14 protein-coding genes and 4 pseudogenes are annotated in these 19,460 nt (G+C 69.2%); 11 read left to right on the forward strand and 7 right to left on the reverse strand.

What is annotated here, in order from left to right; translation table 11 throughout:
- Positions 1 to 11: 11 nt before the first annotated feature.
- Both AC0ZLC_RS20150 and AC0ZLC_RS20155 read left to right on the forward strand, forming a co-directional pair.
- Positions 12 to 965 carry a helix-turn-helix transcriptional regulator gene (locus tag AC0ZLC_RS20150; protein ID WP_476753352.1) on the forward strand — a complete coding sequence of 318 codons (954 nt, stop codon included), beginning with the start codon at positions 12 to 14 and terminating at the stop codon, positions 963 to 965.
- Positions 966 to 1,534: 569 nt separating this feature from the next.
- Positions 1,535 to 1,663: a hypothetical protein gene (locus AC0ZLC_RS20155; protein ID WP_476753353.1), complete on the forward strand. Its 129-nt coding sequence runs from the start codon at positions 1,535 to 1,537 to the stop codon at positions 1,661 to 1,663.
- A gap of 174 nt (positions 1,664 to 1,837) precedes the next feature.
- Here AC0ZLC_RS20155 and AC0ZLC_RS20160 read toward each other — a convergent pair whose 3' ends face one another.
- The 3 genes and pseudogenes from AC0ZLC_RS20160 to AC0ZLC_RS20170 form a co-directional block, all read right to left on the reverse strand.
- Positions 1,838 to 2,362 (reverse strand): SMI1/KNR4 family protein, encoded by a 525-nt coding sequence (locus AC0ZLC_RS20160; protein ID WP_476753354.1) that lies wholly within the window; start codon positions 2,360 to 2,362, stop codon positions 1,838 to 1,840.
- Between the two features lie 210 nt (positions 2,363 to 2,572).
- Positions 2,573 to 3,079: pseudogene (locus AC0ZLC_RS20165) on the reverse strand (IS5 family transposase); the annotation flags it as partial.
- A 23-nt stretch (positions 3,080 to 3,102) separates the two neighbouring features.
- Positions 3,103 to 3,708: a hypothetical protein gene (locus AC0ZLC_RS20170; RefSeq protein ID WP_476753355.1), complete on the reverse strand. Its 606-nt coding sequence runs from the start codon at positions 3,706 to 3,708 to the stop codon at positions 3,103 to 3,105.
- Positions 3,709 to 4,371: 663 nt separating this feature from the next.
- Here AC0ZLC_RS20170 and AC0ZLC_RS20175 point away from each other — a divergent pair.
- Both AC0ZLC_RS20175 and AC0ZLC_RS20180 read left to right on the forward strand, forming a co-directional pair.
- Positions 4,372 to 4,812, forward strand: a pseudogene (locus tag AC0ZLC_RS20175) (protein kinase family protein); the annotation flags it as partial.
- Positions 4,813 to 5,497: 685 nt separating this feature from the next.
- Positions 5,498 to 5,854: pseudogene (locus AC0ZLC_RS20180) on the forward strand (VWA domain-containing protein); the annotation flags it as partial.
- Here the strand turns inward: AC0ZLC_RS20180 and AC0ZLC_RS20185 are convergent.
- From AC0ZLC_RS20185 to AC0ZLC_RS20195, 3 genes are all read right to left on the reverse strand, one after another.
- The gene (locus AC0ZLC_RS20185) at positions 5,839 to 6,267 is read right to left on the reverse strand and encodes a TerD family protein (RefSeq protein ID WP_476753402.1); all 429 of its coding nucleotides are present in this window, start codon (positions 6,265 to 6,267) and stop codon (positions 5,839 to 5,841) included. The pseudogene AC0ZLC_RS20180 and the gene AC0ZLC_RS20185 sit on opposite strands and share 16 nt — an antisense overlap.
- 24 nt (positions 6,268 to 6,291) lie before the next feature.
- Positions 6,292 to 6,996, reverse strand: coding sequence for a hypothetical protein (locus tag AC0ZLC_RS20190; protein WP_476753356.1), 705 nt, complete (start codon positions 6,994 to 6,996; stop codon positions 6,292 to 6,294).
- Between the two features lie 587 nt (positions 6,997 to 7,583).
- Complete coding sequence (locus AC0ZLC_RS20195; RefSeq protein ID WP_476753357.1) at positions 7,584 to 9,629, reverse strand: NAD(+) synthase; 2,046 nt, start codon at positions 9,627 to 9,629, stop codon at positions 7,584 to 7,586.
- Positions 9,630 to 9,961: 332 nt separating this feature from the next.
- Between AC0ZLC_RS20195 and AC0ZLC_RS20200 the strand changes: the two genes are divergently transcribed.
- The gene (locus AC0ZLC_RS20200) at positions 9,962 to 10,198 is read left to right on the forward strand and encodes an XRE family transcriptional regulator (RefSeq protein WP_476753358.1); all 237 of its coding nucleotides are present in this window, start codon (positions 9,962 to 9,964) and stop codon (positions 10,196 to 10,198) included.
- A 127-nt stretch (positions 10,199 to 10,325) separates the two neighbouring features.
- A complete protein-coding gene (locus AC0ZLC_RS20205; RefSeq protein WP_476753359.1) occupies positions 10,326 to 10,751 on the forward strand; it encodes a hypothetical protein in 426 nt (141 codons plus the stop codon).
- A gap of 54 nt (positions 10,752 to 10,805) precedes the next feature.
- On the opposite strand, the pseudogene AC0ZLC_RS20210 reads toward AC0ZLC_RS20205, so the two are convergent.
- Positions 10,806 to 11,001 (reverse strand): annotated as a pseudogene (locus AC0ZLC_RS20210) (GNAT family N-acetyltransferase); the annotation flags it as partial.
- A 637-nt stretch (positions 11,002 to 11,638) separates the two neighbouring features.
- Between AC0ZLC_RS20210 and AC0ZLC_RS20215 the strand changes: the two are divergent.
- From AC0ZLC_RS20215 to AC0ZLC_RS20235, 5 genes are all read left to right on the forward strand, one after another.
- Complete coding sequence (locus AC0ZLC_RS20215; protein ID WP_476753360.1) at positions 11,639 to 12,952, forward strand: MFS transporter; 1,314 nt, start codon at positions 11,639 to 11,641, stop codon at positions 12,950 to 12,952.
- Positions 12,953 to 13,091: 139 nt separating this feature from the next.
- Complete coding sequence (locus AC0ZLC_RS20220; protein ID WP_476753361.1) at positions 13,092 to 16,265, forward strand: condensation domain-containing protein; 3,174 nt, start codon at positions 13,092 to 13,094, stop codon at positions 16,263 to 16,265.
- On the forward strand, positions 16,262 to 17,098 hold the full coding sequence (locus AC0ZLC_RS20225; RefSeq protein WP_476753362.1) for a thioesterase domain-containing protein: 837 nt from the start codon (positions 16,262 to 16,264) through the stop codon (positions 17,096 to 17,098). Before AC0ZLC_RS20220 ends, AC0ZLC_RS20225 begins: the two co-directional genes overlap by 4 nt.
- A gap of 356 nt (positions 17,099 to 17,454) precedes the next feature.
- The gene (locus AC0ZLC_RS20230; protein ID WP_476753363.1) at positions 17,455 to 18,474 is read left to right on the forward strand and encodes a beta/alpha barrel domain-containing protein; all 1,020 of its coding nucleotides are present in this window, start codon (positions 17,455 to 17,457) and stop codon (positions 18,472 to 18,474) included.
- Between the two features lie 97 nt (positions 18,475 to 18,571).
- A complete protein-coding gene (locus tag AC0ZLC_RS20235) occupies positions 18,572 to 19,414 on the forward strand; it encodes a fumarylacetoacetate hydrolase family protein (protein WP_476753364.1) in 843 nt (280 codons plus the stop codon).
- Positions 19,415 to 19,460: the final 46 nt, after the last annotated feature.

Consider the following 19,460-nt stretch of genomic DNA (forward strand, 5'->3'; position numbering starts at 1 on the left):
CCCTAACCCGCGTGTTGACCCTGCTGGAACTCCTCCAGTCACACGCCCGGCTCACCGGGACGGAGCTGGCCGACCGGTTGGACACCGACGTGCGCACGGTGCGCCGGTACACCGCCCAGCTGCGGGAACTGGGCATCCCCGTGGAGGCCGAACGCGGCCGCTACGGCGGCTACCGACTGGCCCGCGGCTACCGCATGCCACCCCTGGTCCTCACCAACGACGAGGCCCTAGCCGTCGTCCTTGGCCTGCTCGCCGCAGAACGTCTGGGCATGGGCACCGCCGCACCAGCCAGTGCCGGTGCCATGGCCAAGATCGAACGGGTGCTCCCGCACGCCCTGCGCGAACCGCTCGCCGCCATGCGGGAGACCCTGTCGTTCACCGCCAACGCCGTGATCGGTCAGGCACCCGGAACCGGCGTCCTGCTGGCACTGGCCAACGCCTCCCGCGCCCGCACGACCATCGGCATCCACCACCAGTCCTGGCGCCAGGAACACACCGACCGCGACATCGACCCCTACGGCGTGGTCTTCCACACCGGCCGCTGGTACGTCGTCGGCCACGACCACCTCCGCGACAGCCTGCGGACCTTCCGCATCGACCGCATCGCCTCCGTCACCCCCCGAGCCCACAGCTTCACCGCACCCGCCGGCTTCGACCCCGTCGCCCACCTCACCTCGACCCTCGCCCAGGGGCCCTACCGCTGGCAGGTCGAGGTGACGATCCATGGCCCCCTCGATGAGATCGCCCGCCGACTGCCCCGCTCAGCGGTGACCCTTACCGCCCAGCCCACCGGCGTCCTCATGCACGCACGGGCAGAACGGCTGGAGGGCATGGCCCACCTGCTCGCCTCCCTGGAATGGCCCTTCACCATCCACCATCCCGACGAACTACGAGAAGCGCTCAAGAATCTGGCCGCCCAGCTCGCCGAATCCGCAGAACGAGCACCGGGAGAAACACTGCAGTGACGGCAGTCGGCCGTCATCGGGAAGGAGCCTTGTCCGCCGCAGATCATTAGGGAGCCGTTGACACTGCAGCGATCCGGTTGGCATACGCGCGGTACGCCTTGCGCCCGGCCGGAGCGGAGGCACCGTCGGCGAGTGCGGCGCACTGCTTCGGCGTGGCAGGGCTGGACGACGCAACCGGTGGCCTGCATCCGGGGCGCCTGGTCCTGGTCGCAGACGAGCCGCAGGTGGGTGGCAGTCTGATCGGCCTCGGGGCGGCCCGGCACACCGCGCTCGTCCGCAACGGCCGTGTCCTGTACGCCGCGTGGTCTCGGCGATTGCCTCCGCAAGTGGTTGTCGGACCCCGAGTACAACGTCCGGCGCAGCTACCGCGACCTCATCCACACCGCCTACGAGAACGTCGCCTTCGTCCCCGCCGAACCCCTCACCGACACCGTCAATAACGGCCAGTACGAGATGATCAGCGGCCGAGTGAAGACCGGCAACGACGAACGCGAACGCGGCAACCGCCGCGCCGCCCCCTGCGCATCGACGTCAGCCGCGGCGACTGGAGCGACATCGAAGCCCTGTGGATGGCCGGCGACCTGCGCGACGACGACCTCGAAGACCTCTTCGTCGACGAGATCATCGTCGCCGACATCGGCGCCGGCACCGACGGCTGGGAGTTCAGCGGAAGTGCCTACTCCGTCGAACTGCGCTGACCACACACGAGGTCGCCCCCCACCGTCGCAGGCACTGAAAGGCACCGCCAAGTGCGCTGGGCAGCGGCCAAGAGCGGCCGGTGCCGACCGGCCACCCGGCAGCAGGCGCTGGAGGCCCTGCGCCAGCAGGGGTGACGCTTCCGCTCGGAGTTCGAGACACCAGCCGCTCGATCCTCAGTGCTCGCAGGACTCCCTTATCAACTGGCTGTGCAGCGGGCTGGGGCCGTCCAGTCGACCCGCGATGCCCTCGGCGAAATACTCCCGCACGGAGGTGATGGTGGTGGGACAGAGCTTGCGGCAGCACTCGTTCCCATCCCATACCCAGATGCGGCCGTCGGTCGTGCGGAAGTCGACAAGGGTCCACATCGTGCAGCCGCGGTCCATGATCGGAACGATGCCTGGCGGGACGGTCTCATCACCCAGGTCTTGGGTGGGAGTGGTGAAACCGCGGTGAAGCTCGAGGATGTCCTCGCCGTCGCAGAAGTGGTGGCCAGGAAGCGGGCTCAATGAGGCGCACTCCCAGCCGTCGATACCGAAGCCGCCGTTGGAGACTTCGGCATAGAGCCTGCGGAGGAAACGGGGCATCGGGTGACCGACCTCCGCCTCGACGGCGGAGATCACGGTGCCGGTAGCGACCGGTGCCAAATTGTCGGCGGGTGTCTGATTCCTGACTGCCGCGATCAGTTCTTCCTCGGTCATGTCGTCTCCCTCGGTTCATCAACGCATGGAACAGCATGAGGCATGGGCACGACAGCAGGGAGCACGACCCCGAGCCCGTCTATCGCTGCTGAGGCGGACCTCAACCAGGACCGGGGCGCAACCGTCGAGGCATGCCGGCCTTGCGGCCACCGTCAGGTCCAAGAGGCCGGGGTCAGGTGGGGAAGCGCAGGTTCGGATTAGGACCGCGTCCTACATGGTCAGTTTCCGGAGCCGTTTGTAGCAGCAGAGGGCTGCGGCCAGTCCGAGAAAGGCCAGGTAGTTGCCTGGTTTCCGCTCGTAGCGGTGGTTGAGTCGGCGGTAGCCGGTCAGCCAGGACATGGTGCGTTCGATGACCCACCTTCGGCGGCCGAGTCGCTCAATGGACTCGTTCTTGCGGGCGATGCGGACGCCGATGCGCTTGCCCCATGGCCATCGCCGCAGGTGAGGCACGTCGTACGCCTTGTCCGCATGAAGGCGTTGAGGCTTGGAATCGGTCGCGTGGGATTCGTGTCCCATGTGGAAACGGGACAGCATCGGCTTCAGGGCCTTGCTGTCGTGGGTGTTGGCGGCGGAGACTCCGACGCGTAGGGGCAGTCCGTTCGCGTCGGACAGGACATGCATCTTGGAACCGGGCTTACCCCGGTCCACGGGGCTAGGACCTGCAAGTTCGTGAAGCCGAGGTTGCAGCACGAACAGCACCACGGCGACCAGGCCGGCAAGGACCAGGGGGCACCCCCCGGTCAGGGCCGAAGCCCCGCGCGTCGGAGCGTCAGCGTCGACAGGTCGGCAATGACGTCTGGGTCCCCGCGACGCCAGGCGTCGGCCAGGCCATCCGGCGGCGTGGGAAGCGCGGCCAGCGGCCGCTGCGGCCCGGTAAGCGCACGCAGCGCGAGGAGGTCGGCGCCACCGGGGGCATCGAGAAGGCGACGAGTGGTGGCGCTACGCCGGATCCACCGCAGCCGTGGAACGAGCCACAACACCAGGATCACGGCGGTCGGGAGAACGATCAGGGCGATCGTCGTGAGCGTGGCGACATGGCCCACGGTGTCCTGCAACGACTGTCCCGCATCGGAGAGACTCGTGCCGGCCTCGGCCGCGGACTTGAGCGGCTTCTTCAACGAGTCACCGACGAACGGGACCTTCGAGGCCGCATCGCCGGCGTCGTCGAGACCGGAGGCAAGACTGTCGCCCGCGCTCTCGGCCTTCCGCCCGGGCTCGGCCAGCGTCAGGATCGCGTCACGGACGACCAGGGCGAACTTCACCGTGATCGCGATCAGGAGCAGAGCGATCAGATCCGCCATCAGCTGACGACCCCGGCGCGCTGGGGTCTGGGCGTAGAGACGCATGGACGTGCTCCTGTTCCGACGGTGACATCGAGGAAGGCCGACTCCGGCCCGGTGGCACGGACGTCGTGCCTGCGGGGGCGACGGCGAAAATCGGCGGGTGGCTTGACGGTACGTGGGACGCGCGGACGATATCGGGTTATGCGCGCCCGGGACCTGTCGCATCCTCCACCGACCGGCCGGCACGGGCATCCGCGGCCGATCGCCGTCCGTCGACATAGAAAGTCTGACCGCCTGCGCTTCGAGCAGCGATGTGCTTCATGAATTAGCAAACGATCGAGGGGCACCCCTTCTCGCCGCAAACAGACCGGCTCGCACGGGAGATCGCCGCGCGGATTCGTCAAAGAACTCACGGCCACCTCGTCATCGGAATCGGCGCTCCGCATCCTCCGCGTGTCTTGTCTGAGAGAGTTGCGGATCCGGCTGAGGCGGCTGGGGTGTTCTTGCCTGTGGGGGGCGTTGTTGTCTGCGCGTGTTCATGCATCGCGGCCTGGTGATCCTGGCAGGATCGGCCCGTACCGGGTCATGGGCCGACTGGGTTCGGGCGGTATGGGAACGGTCCACGCCGCTCTGGATGCCAACGGGCGGGGGGTGGCGGTCAAGGTCGTCCACCCGGTGCAGGCCGGCGACGGGTAGTTTCGGGCCCGGTTCAAGCGGGAGGTCGAGCTGTCCCGGCGGGTCACGGGACCCCGTCTGGTGCCGCTGCTGGCCGCCGACTGCGGTGCGGACGTTCCCTGGCTGGCCAACGGCCCCGGACAGCGGTCCGTGCGCGGCGACGTGCTCACCGAGCCGGGGAACGTCATTTTGGCTCTCGACGGGCCCCGGGTGCTGGACTTCGGTATCGCCCACGCCCTGGACGGCACGTCGGTCACTCGGACCGGCGTGATGACCGGCACCGCGGGGTGGATCAGCACCGAGGGCTACCGCACCGGCGTCGCGGGACCGGCCGGGGACGTCTTCGCCTGGGCGGCTCTGATCGCCTACGCCGCCACCGGACGCCTCCCGTTCGGCAGCAATCCACCGGATGCGGTCGCGGCCCGGGTGATGTCCGCCGACCCCGACCGCGCCGGGATCCCGGACGACCTCCTGGCCCTGGTGACGTCCGCACCGGGTGGCTCGCTGAGTGCATGGTGGTGAGCGGGACGCGGACCGTGGCGGGAGCATCGGTGTACTTCTTGTTCGTGTGCGGCTGGGACTGCTGGAACTGCAACGGCCTCAACTACAGCCCGGACCCGTCCTGGGGTCCTGCCTAGTCACAGTCCTGTCACTCGCCGAAGCCGGCGGAGGGCATCGACTGCACCACGTGAACGCGGGTCGCGGGAGCGACCAGCTATCACCGGGCATGTGTTCGCCGACGCCGGGTTCGGCCTGCACCTGCTCCTCGAGAGTACGGCCGGGGACGAAGCGGGTAGCCAGCGACGGAGCAGCTGCCTCGGTGTCTGGTCATGGACCGGGACCAGGCAAGGGCCCGTGACGCGTTGCGAGAGCATGACCTCTCGCCTGAAGCGGGCCCGGAACTCCTCGTCGGAGGCCTGCGCAAGATGCACGACCTTAACGGCCATCCGCTCTCCCGCACGGCTGAGACCGGCGAACACGGTGCCCATGCCGCCCGATCTCAGGCGTCCCACGAGACGGTAGGGGCCAAGCGAACGCGGATCGTTTTGCTGCAACGGCTGGATACGGCTCAACGGCTCCCCCTGGGGACGGCACCTGAGGCAGGAGCGGGGATCATGAGCACGGCGAAGAATGAGGCAGCGGCGATCAGCCTGTCCAAGGTGCAGGCCCAGGCCCGGACGAGGTCATCGACCACTACCTGGCTTCCGCAAGCGACGCCGCAGCCCTGGTGATCTTCCAGACCGACGGCGGGCCCACCAGCAAGTCCGCCGCCGAACGCTACCTGTGCAAAGCTGCGCGGCTGCCGCTGTTCTGGCAGTTCATCGGGTTCGGCGGCCCCGACGACAACGAGTTCGCCTTTCTCCGTCGTCTCGACGACCTGGCCGTACCTCGACATCGCATCGCCGACCACGCAGGCTTCTTCCACGCCGACCGTGACCCGCGCACCGTACGCGACGATCTCCTCTACGACCGGCTGCTGCAGGAATTCCCCAGCTGGCTCTCCTCGGCGTGGACCGCTCAGATCTTGCGGTGAGCGCCTGTACCGCATCGCATCGAACCGGAGAAACCGCTGAGAAACGCGGTGCGCCGCACGTCAGAGCCGCTATTGACGTTCACGCCGTGGGCTCGGGCGAGTCCGTCGAGTCCGTCTGCCCAGCCCTGGCCGATGGCGCGGAGTTTCCACACGAGCTCGCCGTTGACGTGGTGCCGGTACAGCTCGACGATGACCATGGCGCGTATGTCCGGGTCTGCGGGTGGGCTGAAGGTCCAGCCGATGCCGGTCACGCATTGCATGGTCAGGGCGGCGTGAGTAAGTGATCCGCAGGTCAGCCCAGTTTCGACGTCCATGTTGAGGGCGACGGCGACACGCTGCACCCGGTCGGGCAGGGCGGACAGATGGATGACAGCGCGTTCGGCGGTGTGCGGGCCTTGCGCGTGCTTGCACAGGAGCCGTGCGGCCCCGGTGAGGGATCAGTCGTCGTGCGGCGTAGTGAGGGCCGTGATTTGGCGATGGACCAGAGTGTGGGAGACGGTGGGTATGGCGCTGGTGCCCGCGAGGTTTTGTGCGGTGAAGGTGGCGAGGGTCGATCCGACACGGATGACGTGGACTTCGCTGGGGATGTTGGGGGTGCTTTTCGTTGCGCCTATGTGGACCTGGCTTGTGAAGGCGAGTTCCTGTTCCCCTTCGCCCCATTGACGTGCCGTGTGGACCTGGGTCCACGTGATGTGGGAGGCGCCGGCGCCGGAGAACTGGCGGCAGGAGTGCAGCGCGTCCTTCAGGTCGAGCATGGCGTGCTGGGCGTCCTTGGCTGAGTAGGTTGCCAGGTTGACCGTGAGTGCGTCCTTCCCGGTGTCCATCATCCGCGTCACGCTGGCTGCGGGCTGGTACCTGCTTGCCCCGTCGGCAGCGGCGAGCACGGGCACGCATGCGGTCGGGCTGGTGGCGTCGGGGGCGACAACGTGCACGGTTCCGTTGCCCAGTCCGTGGGTACCACTGCCGATTCTCATGCCGCCGGGAAGTACGGCCTTCTCCAAGGCCGCTTGGTTGAGTACCTGCTGAGCCGGTGTGTCCTTTGTTCCGGGTTTGTCGGAGTCGCAACCTGCCACGCCCAGACAGCTCGCTAATGCGAGCGCTGCTGCACCGTACCGACGCATCGCTGCCCCGTTCATGTTCACCTCTGTTTGTTTGAGCGCTGTGAGATCGGCGTGATCTTAGGGCTTGTTGGCGGTCTGCGTTGTCCCTCCAGAGCTACGGAGGGCGGTCCGCTGAAGTTGAGGCAGTTCGCGACCGTGGCCAGGTCATCATGTGTGGCTTGCTCTTGTGGGGTAGCACGCTGTCGGTTTCCTGGTCAGGCGTGTTCTTTGTCCAGGCGCCGTGTGGCCTGCGATGTGAGTTCTGCGGATCGGTGCGCGCGGTGCCTGAGGGTTCTCATGGTGGGGCTGGAGGAGTCCGAACCACGAGTAGGTCCATTGCGGCTGGCTAGGAGGGGCGCAACTTTGTTCAAGTCTGCGCAAAGAGGCCGGGGGTTGCGTCGTTTCTGTCGGGGTCGCACCGGCGGCGCATTTGCATATTTGAAATATGCATCAATCTGTGGTGATCCAGTCCATTGGGGCGTACGTCGAGGCTTCTGAGTGGCTGAAACCAGTCGCAGGTGTCGCGCGCGAGGCGGCTGATCATGCCTTGTCGTTGCCGAGGTCACCCGATCCGGGACCGACCGGAGTGGGGCAACTCCCGGGAGTGTCCGCCCGGTCGGTCGGAGGTGTCACTCTTCCTCGCCGGTGATGTTCCAGCGCGCGAGGTCCCGCAGCCACGCGTCAGCCGTGCTGTCGGACGGGGCGCGCCAGTCGCCTCGCGGGGAGAGGGAACCGCCGGCCGACACCTTCGGCCCGTTCGGCATGGCCGACCGCTTGAACTGCGCGAACCCGAAGAAGCGGCGGCAGAACACCTCCAGCCAGCGCCAGATCTCCGGCAGGTCGTACTCGCCCCGCTTCGGCAGGGGGAAGTGGGGCGGCCAGGCACCCGCCTCCTTGTCGTGCCAGGCGTGCCAGGCGAGGAAGGCGATCTTCGACGGCCGGAACCCGTACCTCAGCACGTGGAAGAGAGTGAAGTCGTGCAGCGCGTACGGTCCGATCTTGGACTCCGTGGACTGGAGTTCCTCGCCTGGCACGAGCTCCGGACTGATCTCCGTGTCGAGGATCGCCGCCAGGGTCTTCGCGGTCTCCTCGTCGAACTGCTCACTGCCGATGACCCAGCGGATCAGGTGCTGGATGAACGTCTTCGGTACGCCGGAGTTGACGTTGTAGTGGCTCATCTGGTCGCCGACGCCGTACGTGCACCAGCCGAGGGCCAGCTCGGACAGGTCACCGGTGCCGAGCACGATGCCCCCGCGCTGGTTGGCCAGCCGGAACAGGTAGTCGGTGCGCAGCCCGGCCTGCACGTTCTCGAAGGTGATGTCGTACACCGGCTCGCCGGACGAGAACGGGTGCCCGAGTTCCTTGAGCATGAGGCGTGCGGTCGGAGTGATGTCGAGTTCGGCCGCGGTGATGCCGAGCGAGCGCATCAGCTTGTGCGCGTTGTCCTTGGTGTGGTCGCCGGTCGCGAAGCCGGGCAGCGTGAAGCCGAGGATGTCGCTGCGCGGGCGGCCGGCGCGGTCCATCGCCCGGGCGGCGACGATCAGCGCGTGCGTGGAGTCCAGGCCGCCGGACACGCCGATCACGACCTTGGGACCGCCGATCGACGCCAGCCGCTGCTGGAGGCCGGCCACCTGGATGTTGTACGCCTCGTAGCAGTCCTGGGCGAGACGGTCCGCGTCGGCCGGCACGAAGGGGAACCGCTCGACCCGGCGCTTGAGGCCGAGGTCCGCCGTGGGCGGGTCGAGCCGGAACTCCACCTGCCGGAAGCTCTCGGTACGCGCGGAGTGGGCACGGCGGTTGTCGTCGAAGGTGCCCATCCGCTGACGCTCCTGCCGCAGCAGGTCGAGGTCCACGTCGGCCACGGCGTACCGGTCGTCCTGCGGGAAACGTTCGGTCTCCGCCAGCAGGACGCCGTTCTCGTAGATCATGGTCTGGCCGTCCCACGACAGGTCGGTCGTGGACTCACCGAGTCCTGCCGCCGCGTAGACGTAGGCGGCGAGACAGCGCGAGGAAGCGGAGCGGCACAGCAACTTCCGGTCCTCGGCCCGGCCGACCGTGATCGGGCTGCCGGAGAGGTTGGCCAGGACGGTCGCACCGGCCAGGGCGGCCTCGGCGCTCGGCGGCACCGGCACCCACATGTCCTCGCAGATCTCCGCGTGCAGCACCAGCCCGGGCACATCCTGCGCCGCGAAGAGCAGGTCGACGCCGAACGGCACGGCCGCGCCGCCGATCCGGATCGTGCCGCCGCGCTCGTCGTCCCCCGCGGCGATCTGCCGCCGCTCGTAGAACTCGCGGTAGTTCGGCACGTAGGACTTGGGTGCGATGCCGAGGATGCGGCCGCGGTGCACGACCACCGCGCAGTTGTAGACACGATGGCGGTGCCGGAGCGGGGCGCCGACGACGAGCACCGTCATGAGGTCCGCGGTACCGGCCACCAGGGTCCGGAGTGCCTGCTCGACCTCATCCAGGACCGTGTCCTGCAGCAGGAGGTCCTCGATCGAATAGCCGGACAGGCAGAGTTCCGGGAAGACCGCGACGGCGACTCCCTCCTCCGCACACCGGCGCCCCTGCCGCAACACGGCCTCCGCGTTGGCAGGCGGGTCGGCGATGGCGGCATGGCCGGTGCACGCGGCGATCCGCGCGAATCCGTGCTGATAGATCGACCAGAAGTTCATCGAGACTCCGCATCCGTCCAGTGCCCGCGTTCCGGGCCGGTGGTGCGCGTACCCGGAACGCCCATGATCACAGACTAGAGGGTGGTCTGTACTGCGGCGGAAGGAAGGTCCGGGGCCTGGCTGCTGCTGCGGCGCCCCGCCCGCGCCGAACCGCGGGGCCCGCCCCTCCGCGGCCCGAGGACCCTGCGACAGCGTTGCCCGCACGGCCCACGTGCTCCGCGGTGGCCCGCCGCACATGGTGGGGCACCGCGGAACCACTACGAACGGGTGTGCCTGTGTACGAAGCCGAAACGCGGCCGCATGAAAGCGCGCGGGCTGGGCACGAGCCCTGAATGGTTCATCTCGCGCAGTTGTTGCAGCAGACCATGCGGCGCCGCCGCCTCACGGCTCAGGCCCTCGCGGAGCGGACCGGCATCCGCACGCCGCGGATCAAGGTCCTGGCCGAAGACGGCACAGCCGGGCCCATCCAGCCGACGGAGGAGGAGCTCGCGGAACTCGCCGCGGCCCTGGAGCTGCCGCTGCCCCAGGTGCTGGAGGCCGCCCGGGCCCCCGCCGGAGCTCCGGCCTGATCGCGGGGCCGTCGCGCGGACGCCGACGCCGTAGGCCCGTGCAGAGAAGCGGCGCCGGTGAGGGCGGGGTGGCGAACACGGTCCTCCCGACCGCAACCGGTGCCCCCGCGCACGCGCCGCACCACATATGCAGCGCGTATGGCTCTTCGTACTCATCCCGCTGACGATCGGCGTGGTCTTCCTCGGCTTCGGCGCATACGGACGCCGCCGTGCCGCTGCGCTGCGTCGCGGCGGTGTCACGGCTGAGGGCCGGATCGTCCGCCACGACGTCGGGCGGGACCACGAGGGCGCCACCTACCACCATCCGGTCGCCGCCTGGACGGCCCGGGACGGACGCGCGTGGGAGTACGCGTCGAGGCTCGGCCGCGGTTCCGTCACGCGGCATTTCCCTGTGGGGCGTGTGTCACGGTTCGCTACGACCCGCAGGATCCCCTGCCGGTGTGCCATCCAGGGCTGGGACGCACCGACCGTCGACCGGGTGTTCACGGCCGTGGGATCGCTGCTCACCGCGGGCACGCCGGCGGTGCTGCTGGTCCGACTCCTCACTCTCTGACGGCGGTCCCGCGGCGGTCCCCGGTCTCCGAGTGCGGAAGGAACCGTCCCGGACTCAACCCAACGGCGTGGCCGAGGACCACACGCCGAGCCACTGCTCGGCGCCGTACTCCTCGGAACCGCTCCACCTCCCTGAACCCCAGCTTCGCCGCGAGGCGCGTAGAGCGGTCGTTGGCGGTCCGGGTACGCAGCACGACCGGCTCGCCGGGAAGCGCGTCGGTGAACCAGTCGAGTGCCGCTGCGCACGCCTGGCTGTCCTCGGCGGCTCCGAGAACTCGGTCTCGTTGGCCGGTGTGTGGTTCCTCCGGGTGCTCGCAGGTGTCGCCGGCCGGGAACACGTGCGCCCATGGCGGGGGAGTGGCGAGGACGCCAGCCCGGCGCGGCTGACGCGGCCGGCGTTGTCGGGGCTCAGGGGGCGACGGTGGAACGGGACGGCACTGGATGCGCAGGGCACGGCTGATACCGCACGGTCTTTTCAAGATCTTAAATAATGATCGTTTCTGGCCGTCGGCGGAAACAAAGCGCTCCTGATCTGCACCATGTGCCTTACTCCGCCGGTCACGCGGACGCACGGGGCGATCCGCGTGGTCCCCGTTTCGGACGGGCGTGGGCACGGTATTTCGGCCAACAAGGAATGCAGCGGTGTGCGGTGTGGGCGGTTGGGAACCCGTACGGCTGAACACCTTGCTCGTCTTAATAGGTTCCGGCAACAGGTTCCGGTTAATAGGTTCCAGATGTGCGCCGCGAAGCTCGCGACGTATTAATTGTGGAAATGGGGGATGACCGATGGGCGACCGTCGTGCCCGATCCGATGTGCGAGCCGCCGGCGTGCACGAGTTATGCAGGCGCGGCCATTACCAGGGTTCACCAGGACGGGAATAGCTGCCGGTGACCGAAGAAACGAAGCAGCCTCTTCTTCATGAGCCGCCGCCCTCCGCTCCGGGAAACCTGTGGCACAGCCGCGACTTCCTCACGTTCTGGTCGGGCGAGGCGCTCTCCCTGTTCGGGTCACAGGTCACCAATCTGGCGCTGCCGTTGACCGCGGTACTGGTGTACGACGCCACACCGCAGCAGATGGGGCTCCTGAGCTTCCTGCAACTGTCCCCCTACCTCTTCCTGTCGCTGGTCTTCGGAGTCTGGGTGGACCGCAGCCGGCGCCGGCCACTGATGCTGGCGGCGAACGCGGTCAGGATGGTGCTCATCGCGCTGGTTCCGCTGCTGTCGGCCCTGCACCTGTTGTCCATCGAGGCGCTGCTGGTCATCGCGTGCCTGGTGGGTGTCTGCTCCGTGCTGTTCGACGTGAGCTGGATGTCCTACGTCCCCGCTCTCGTCAAGGACCGGCGACTGTACGTGGAGGCGAACCAGAAACTGAGTGTCACCCAGTCGACCTCCGACGTGGCAGGTCCGGGCGTGGCCGGTGTCCTCGTCGGCTGGCTCGGGCCCCCCACGGCACTGGTCCTGGACGCCTTCTCCTATTTCGCCTCGCTGATCAGCCTTCTGATGATCCGCACCAAGGAACCCGCCCCTGCGCCCCCGACGACCGAACGGCACCTGGGACGGGAACTCAAGGAGGGTGTGAGCTGGGTCTTCGGCCACCACCTCCTGCGCCCCCTGGCCGCGCTCGCCCCGCTCACCAACTTCTCCCTGACCAGCGTCTCCACGCTCTTCCTGCTCTACGGAGTGCGGGAGAAGGGACTGAGTCCTCAACTCGTCGGCCTCATCTACTCGGTGTCGTCCGTCGGCGCGCTGCTGGGGGCCCTGTCCTCGGCAGCGATCATCCGCCGCTTCCCCACCGGCGCGGTCTACGGACTCGCCCTCACCGGCATCTACGTCGGCCCCCTCCTGCTGATCGTCGCGGGCGGCCCCAGACCTCTGATGATCGTCACGTTCATCCTGTCCCTGCTGATCAGCTACTTCGGCAGCGGACTGTCCAACGTCGTACAGCTCTCGCTGCGCCAGACCCTGACCCCTCAGTCACTGATGGGCCGCATGAACGCCGCCTTCCGCACGCTGCTGTTCGGCGGCGGAGCGCTCGGCGGGCTCTGCGGAGGGCTGCTCGGCGGAGCCCTGGGCCTGCGGACGGGCCTCGTCGTCCTGGTGCTCTGCTCGGCCGCGATGGTGGTCCCGCTCGCCCTGTCCCCAGTCGTTCGTGTGCGCTCCATGCCCGAACCACGGGCGGAGACGGCCGACACGGCCGGGTGACGTCCGCACCGGCGTCCGCCGCCCGCGCCCGGACTCCGACCCCGTTTCCCCGCGCCGTCCGGAAGGACCGCCCCTCCGCGCCTCGAAGGAGTTCCCTTGTCCGCTTTGAAGTCGCCGATCACACCGGAGAGGACCTGACATGCACCCCAGTGAACGGCGGGGGCCGGCGGTCGCCGACGGAGGCTCCCCGTCGGCCCACCCGGTCTCGTTCGCCCAGGAACAGCTGTACTTCCTGGACGAGTTGGCCTCCGGAGACACGGTCTACAACATCCTCATGGTGTGGCGGCTGACCGGCCCCCTGCGCATCGACGTCCTCGAGCAGTCCCTCGACCTGGTCGTGGCCCGCCACGAGGCCCTGCGCACCACCGTCCACCGCGTGGACGACACCCTCCACCAACTGGTGGCGCCGCACGCGTTCGCGCCAATGCCCGTGACCGACCTGTCCGAACTTCCCGAGGGCGAACGGGAGGTGCGGCTGCGCGCCGAGACCGACGCCCTGCGCACCGAGCCCTACGACCTGGGCACCGGCCCGCTGCACCGCTTCTCCCTCGTCCGCCTGGGACCGCAGGAGCACGTCCTCTTCCAGGGCTTCCATCACATCGTCACCGACGGCTGGTCGACCGGACTGATCAACGCGGAGATATCCACCGCCTACCGCAGCCTGTGCAGCGGGATGTCACCCGTCTTCGAGGAGACCGGCCTCGACTACACCGACTTCGCCGTCGCGCAGCGCGAGCGTCTGCACGGTGCCGTGCTGGAGGAGGATCTCGACTTCTGGCGCGCGAAACTGGACCGGGTCCCCGTGCTCGACCTGCCCGCGGACCGGCCCCGACCGGTCGGCGGCGGCCACCACGGGGAGACCCTGAACAGGGATCTGCCCCAGGACGTCCGTGACCTCGTCGTGCGGCTCGGCAACGACCACGGCGCCTCCCCGTTCATGGTGCTGGCCGCGGCCCTGAACGTGGTGCTCAGCCGCTACACGGGCCAGAACGACATCCCGATCGGCGTCCCGATGCTGGGCCGGCCGGAGCCGGAACTGGAAACGGTCGTCGGCATGTTCGTCAACATGGCGGTGCTGCGCTGCGACCTCTCGGACGATCCGGGCTTCAGCGAACTCGTCGACCGGGTGGCCGACGGCACCCTGGAGCTGTACGAGCACCAGGAGGCGCCGTTCAACCAGGTCGTCGACGCCGTACGTCCGATCCGCGAGCCGGGCCGCAACCCGCTGTTCCAGGTCAGCCTGCAGATGCTCGGCGGCGCCACCTCCGGCGAGAACCTCTCCCTGCAGGGGGTGTCGGCAGAACTGATACCGCAGGCCGCCGAGGGCGCCCGCTTCGACGTCGCGATCACCCTCGTCGACGACGGCACGACACTGCGCGCTTCCGTGGAGTACTCCACCGACCTGTTCGACCCCTGGCGCATCGAAGCGCTCCTGGCCCATCTGGAGACGGTGCTGCGCGCCGCCGCGGCCGACCCGAACCAACCGGTGTCGCGCATCGCGCTGGTCGACGAGGACGAGAGCCACCTGCTGCTCGCCGCGGGCCGCGGGCCCGAGGCCGAGTGGGACGGTGAGCCCGTGCCCCTGGCGGTCTCGCGTGTAGCGAGGCTGCGGCCCACCGCCACCGCGGTCGTCAGCGGCACGCAGGAGCTGACATACGCGGACCTCGACCGGCGGGCCGATGCCCTCGCCGCACGGCTGCGGACCGCGGGCCTCCTACCGGGTGCCGTCGCCGTCGTGGTCAGCGACCGGTGGGCCGACGCCTGCGTCGCCGCCCTGGGCGTGTGGCGGGCGGGCGGGGTTGCGACCCACCTCGGCGTCGAGGAGGCCGCCGGGCAGCTGGCGTTCGTCGCCGCTGACACCGCCGCGGCCGTCGTCGTCACCGACGCCGATGCGCGGGACCGGCTCCCCGGACCGTCCGGGTGGGCCGTGGTGGCGCTCGACACCGAGGACGCCCCGCAGCTCTCGGCCGCACCCCCGCCGGCCCACGAGAAGGACCCGGGCCTGGATCCGGGTGCGCCCGCCTGCGTCGTGTACGTCCCTGACGCGGCGGGGGAGATCCGCGGCGTGGTCCTCTCACACCGCACGCTGTCGTTCACCGGCGAGGGACATCGCCGTGCACTCGAACTCGCGCAAGACGACCGGCTGTTCGTCCTGCCGGTGTCCTCGGGCAACCTGCGGGGCGACGTGTGGGCCGCCCTGACGTGCGGCGCGACGATCGTGGCGGCGACGCCGGAGGAGGGCGCGGACGCCGAACGCGTGGCCGCCCTGCTGAAGGAGCGCCGTGTCACCCACGCGCAGCTGCCGCCGGCGCTGCGTGCCCTGCTCGACCCCGCCGCACTTCCCGGCCTGCGGCACATCCGTGGCGCTGACCGTGAACCGTCGGGACGGGCCGCCGGGGAGTGGGCGGGGGAGGGGCGGCGGTTCGGCACGCTGTGGGGACCGCCCGGCGCCCCCGCGGCCTGCGCCGGTTCCGCGCAGGGAGGCACCGAGCCGCATGTCAACCGGTCGCTGTACATCGTCGACGACGCACTGAACCTGGTACCGCGTGGTGTGACCGGCCGTCTCCTCGTCGGTGGTGTGGCGGGCAGCCTGGCCGACGGCTACCTCAACCAGCCGGAGGCCGCCGCGAACCGCTTCGTGCCGGACCCGTTCCACCCGGACCGCACCGCCTTCCTCAGCGACGAGACCGCCCGCTGGAGCCACGATCTGCGTCTGGAACTGCTCGGTGCCGCGGACGCGCGCATCGAGTGCCGGGGTGTGCCGACGTCACCCGCCCGCATCGAGACGCTCCTGAGCAGCCACCCCGGCATCGCCGCGGCCGTGGTCCTGGAGGACACGGACGAGGACGGGGCCTCCCGGGTGACCGCCTGCGTCCGCCCGGTCGGCGACCGCGCACCGGCTCCGCCCGAACTCCGGGCCCACCTGGTGGGCCTGGTGCCCGACGCGCTGATCCCGACGCACTGGGTGGTGCTGCCCGCCCTGCCGCTGCGCGACGACTGGGAGGTGGACCGCGAGGCCGTGATCGAGCTGGTAGCGGCCGGCGGTGCCGGCGACGCCGACCGCGCGGAGCCTCGTACGCCGACCGAGGAGACCGTGACCGGCATCTTCTGCGAGGTGCTGGCGACGCCGGAACTGGGGCCCGAGGACAGCTTCTTCGCAGCCGGCGGCAACTCCCTGCAGGCCATGCGTGCGGTCAGCCGCATCAACAAGAGGTTCGGCGTCAAGCTCAGCGTGCGGGCGATGTACGGCAATGTCACCGTGCGGGCGGTCGCCGCGCTCGTGGACGAGAGGACCGAAGAGGTGCGCTCATGACCAGGCCTTCCCCGCCCCGCCCGGACGTGGACCGGATCGTCCCGCTGAGCCCCGAGGGCACCGCGACACCGCTGTTCTGCGTGCACGCCAGCTCCGGCTCGGCGTACTCCTACCTCCCCCTGGCCCAGTTGCTCGGCGCCGACCAGCCCGTGTACGGGATCGAGGCGCCCGGTTTCGAAGGGGACCAGGAACCCGTGCCCTCCGTTCCCGAACTGTCCGCGCGGTACACCGCCGCCCTGCGGGAGTTCGTCCCGGACGGCATGGTGCACCTGCTGGGCTGGTCACTGGGCGGGCTCATCGTGTTCGACATGGCACGGCGGCTCGCGGAGGCCGGCGCCGAGGTGGGCCAGGTGGTCCTCGTCGACACGAGCCCGCCGTTCCCGTCGCCCGTGCCGCCCGAGAGGGAGACCGTCCGGCGCTTTCTGCACGACGTCACCGCGTCGCTCGGCGTGGACTGCGGAACCGAACTCGACGCGCTGACCGCGGAGTTCGCGGGAGACGCCGACGCCGTCTTCCGGCAGGTCGAACAGTCACGGGCCCTGCCGCCCGAACTCGAAGCGGACCTGCTGAGCGAGCGCTACAACGTGTTCCGCGCGCACGTGCAGGCGGTCCACGCGTACCGGGCACCCGGGCGCTACCACGGTCCGGCCTGGCATCTGCTGGCTTCGCACTCACCCCCTCAGGACGGACGGTGGGCCCGACTGGTGCCCGACCTGACGGAGCACACGATCCCCGGAGATCATCATTCGATCTGGCTCGGTGACGGTCTGCAGCGACTCGCGGGACTGACCCGTGCCGCCCTGGCCGGCCTGCCGCATCCCGAGGGAAATTGAATGTTTACATCGGGGGAAAGCGGCGAGGGATTGGCCACAGAAATCCCAGAAATTGCTTGCCATGGAGTGAGGAATTCCCTAGCATAATAGATACGCACCGTCGGAAGACGGATTGTGCGAGGATACTCCTGCGCCTTCTCGGAGCGCCCCCCGGGCCACCGCCGAAGCAGTGAGTTCTCGTCCGCCTCGCATATCGGGCTGACGCCCCTCGTACTCGTCCCGGAAAACTCCGGATGAATTCCCTGCATATTCCAGTGGTACCGGCGCTCTGCATTCCTTTTGCGCGCAGCATTCATGTCCCGCACGACAGAAGCACATCTCGGGCACCCATACGGATCTCAGTGAGGAGTGGCAGCATGTCCCAACCGGGCAGCCAGCTCATGGAAACCGCGAAGGTCGATCTGCTCGACTGCACGTTGCGCGACGGCATGTACGCCGTCGACTTCCAGCTCGACGAGACGTTCGTGACCAACTTACTCACGCGCCTCAACGACACCCCGGTCACCAAGGTCGAGGTCGGCCACGGTCTCGGGCTGGAGGCGGAGAAGACGGGGATCAGGGCCTGCAACATAGACCACCGGCGCTGGGGCGAGTTGGCCGGCGCCACCCTCTCGGCCAAGCCGTGGGGCATGTTCGCCCAGCCGGAGTTCACCCGGCTGGAGACCGTCGAGACACTGGCCAACAAGGGCATGACGTTCCTGCGGGTCGGGATGGAACCCGACCGGGTCCCCGAGCACCTCGACTACCTGCGCCAGGCAACCGAGGTGTGCGAAGAGGTCTACCTCAACCTGATGAAGTCCAGTGCGACCCCCGTGGGTCAGCTCCTGGACAGCCTGGCCGGTGTGCCGGAGGCCCTGGAGGGGGTCTACGTCGTGGACTCCTACGGCGCGATGCTCCCCGGCACCGTCCGCGAGTACGTGAGCGCGGTCCGAGAGCACTTCGACGTCGTCGGCTTCCACGGCCACGACAACCTCGGCCTCGCGAACTTCAACAGCGTCACCGCGTACGACGCCGGCGCCACCATCGTGGACGCCACGCTCAACGGCATCGGGCGCGGCTCCGGCAACGCCTCCATCGAGGCCGTCGCCGGCATCCTCAAGCTGACCCGCGGCGACCTCTTCAACTACCAGGAGCTCGCCAGGATCGCCGAGTACGCCCACGTCAACATGGAAGCGGTCCGGGAGGACCGCACCATGCAGGTGCTCGGCGCCGTCATCGGCATCCACTCGGGCTTCTTCCCGCTGGTGGAGGACCTGGCCGCCGAGTTCCGCGCGGATCCCGCGCGCCTCATGGAGACCGCGGTGGAGATCGCCGACCACAGCCCCCGCCAGAAGGACTTCCGGAGCGCCGCCGCGCGCTGCGGCTGCGCCGCGTAGACAGCGGGCCCCGTCACAGGCCGGGGCGCCGTGGTCCGCGCCCCGGCCTCACCCGCACGACCCGCGCCGGCCGACCGATCGCGACAGAGGAGAAGCAGTGAAACTGGCCAGGACGTCCACCGACAGCGACAGCAGTGAGATCGTCATCGGTCACGACGGCAGATGGCTGCCCCTGAGCGGACTGCCGGGGTACGCCGGGGTCACCCGGATCGCCGACCTGGTCGGCGAGCGGGAACTGGAGGCCCTCGCCGGAGCCCTCGACCGCCACGGGGACGACATCGCGCCGGTCGCGCTGAACACGGAGCTGGCCGCCACGGTGGCCGACCGCGACGCGGACATCTGGGGCGCGGGCCTCAACTACCAGCGCCACAGTGAGGACCTGGAGACCCAGCAACCCGCCTCGGGCCCCGGCTCCTACCTGCGTCCCGGCGGATGTCTCATCGGCAACGCGGAGCACATCGAGCTGCCGGTCCAGTCCAAGCGGGTAACCGCGGAGGCGGAGCTCGGACTGATCGTCGGCACCGCCTGCAAGAACGTGGCACGCGACCGGTGGCGGTCGGTGATCGCCGGGGTCACCTGCGTCCTGGACATGACGGCCGAGGACGCCATCCGCGAGAACCCGCGGTACATCCCGTGGGCCAAGGGATTCGACACGTTCTGCAGCGTCGGGCCCGTGCTGGTGACCATGGACGAGTTCCCCGACGGCCTCGACGCCGTGCGGATCTCCACGGTCCTGAACGACGAGACGGTCGCGTCGGCCACCCCGACCTCCATGAAGTACGACCTCGGGTATCTCGTCGAGTACTTCACCGCCGGCCGCACGCTCGCACCCGGCACGGTCCTGTGCACCGGCACACCCGGGGCCACCGTGATCAGCCCCGGAGACACGGTCCGGTCGGTCGTCGAGGGTGTCGGCACCCTCACCCACCCGGTGCGGTGACGGACCCCGTCCGTCTCCAGCACGCCATCGGCACGCCACACGACAG

The organism is Streptomyces sp. GLSS-08 (assembly GCF_056387915.1).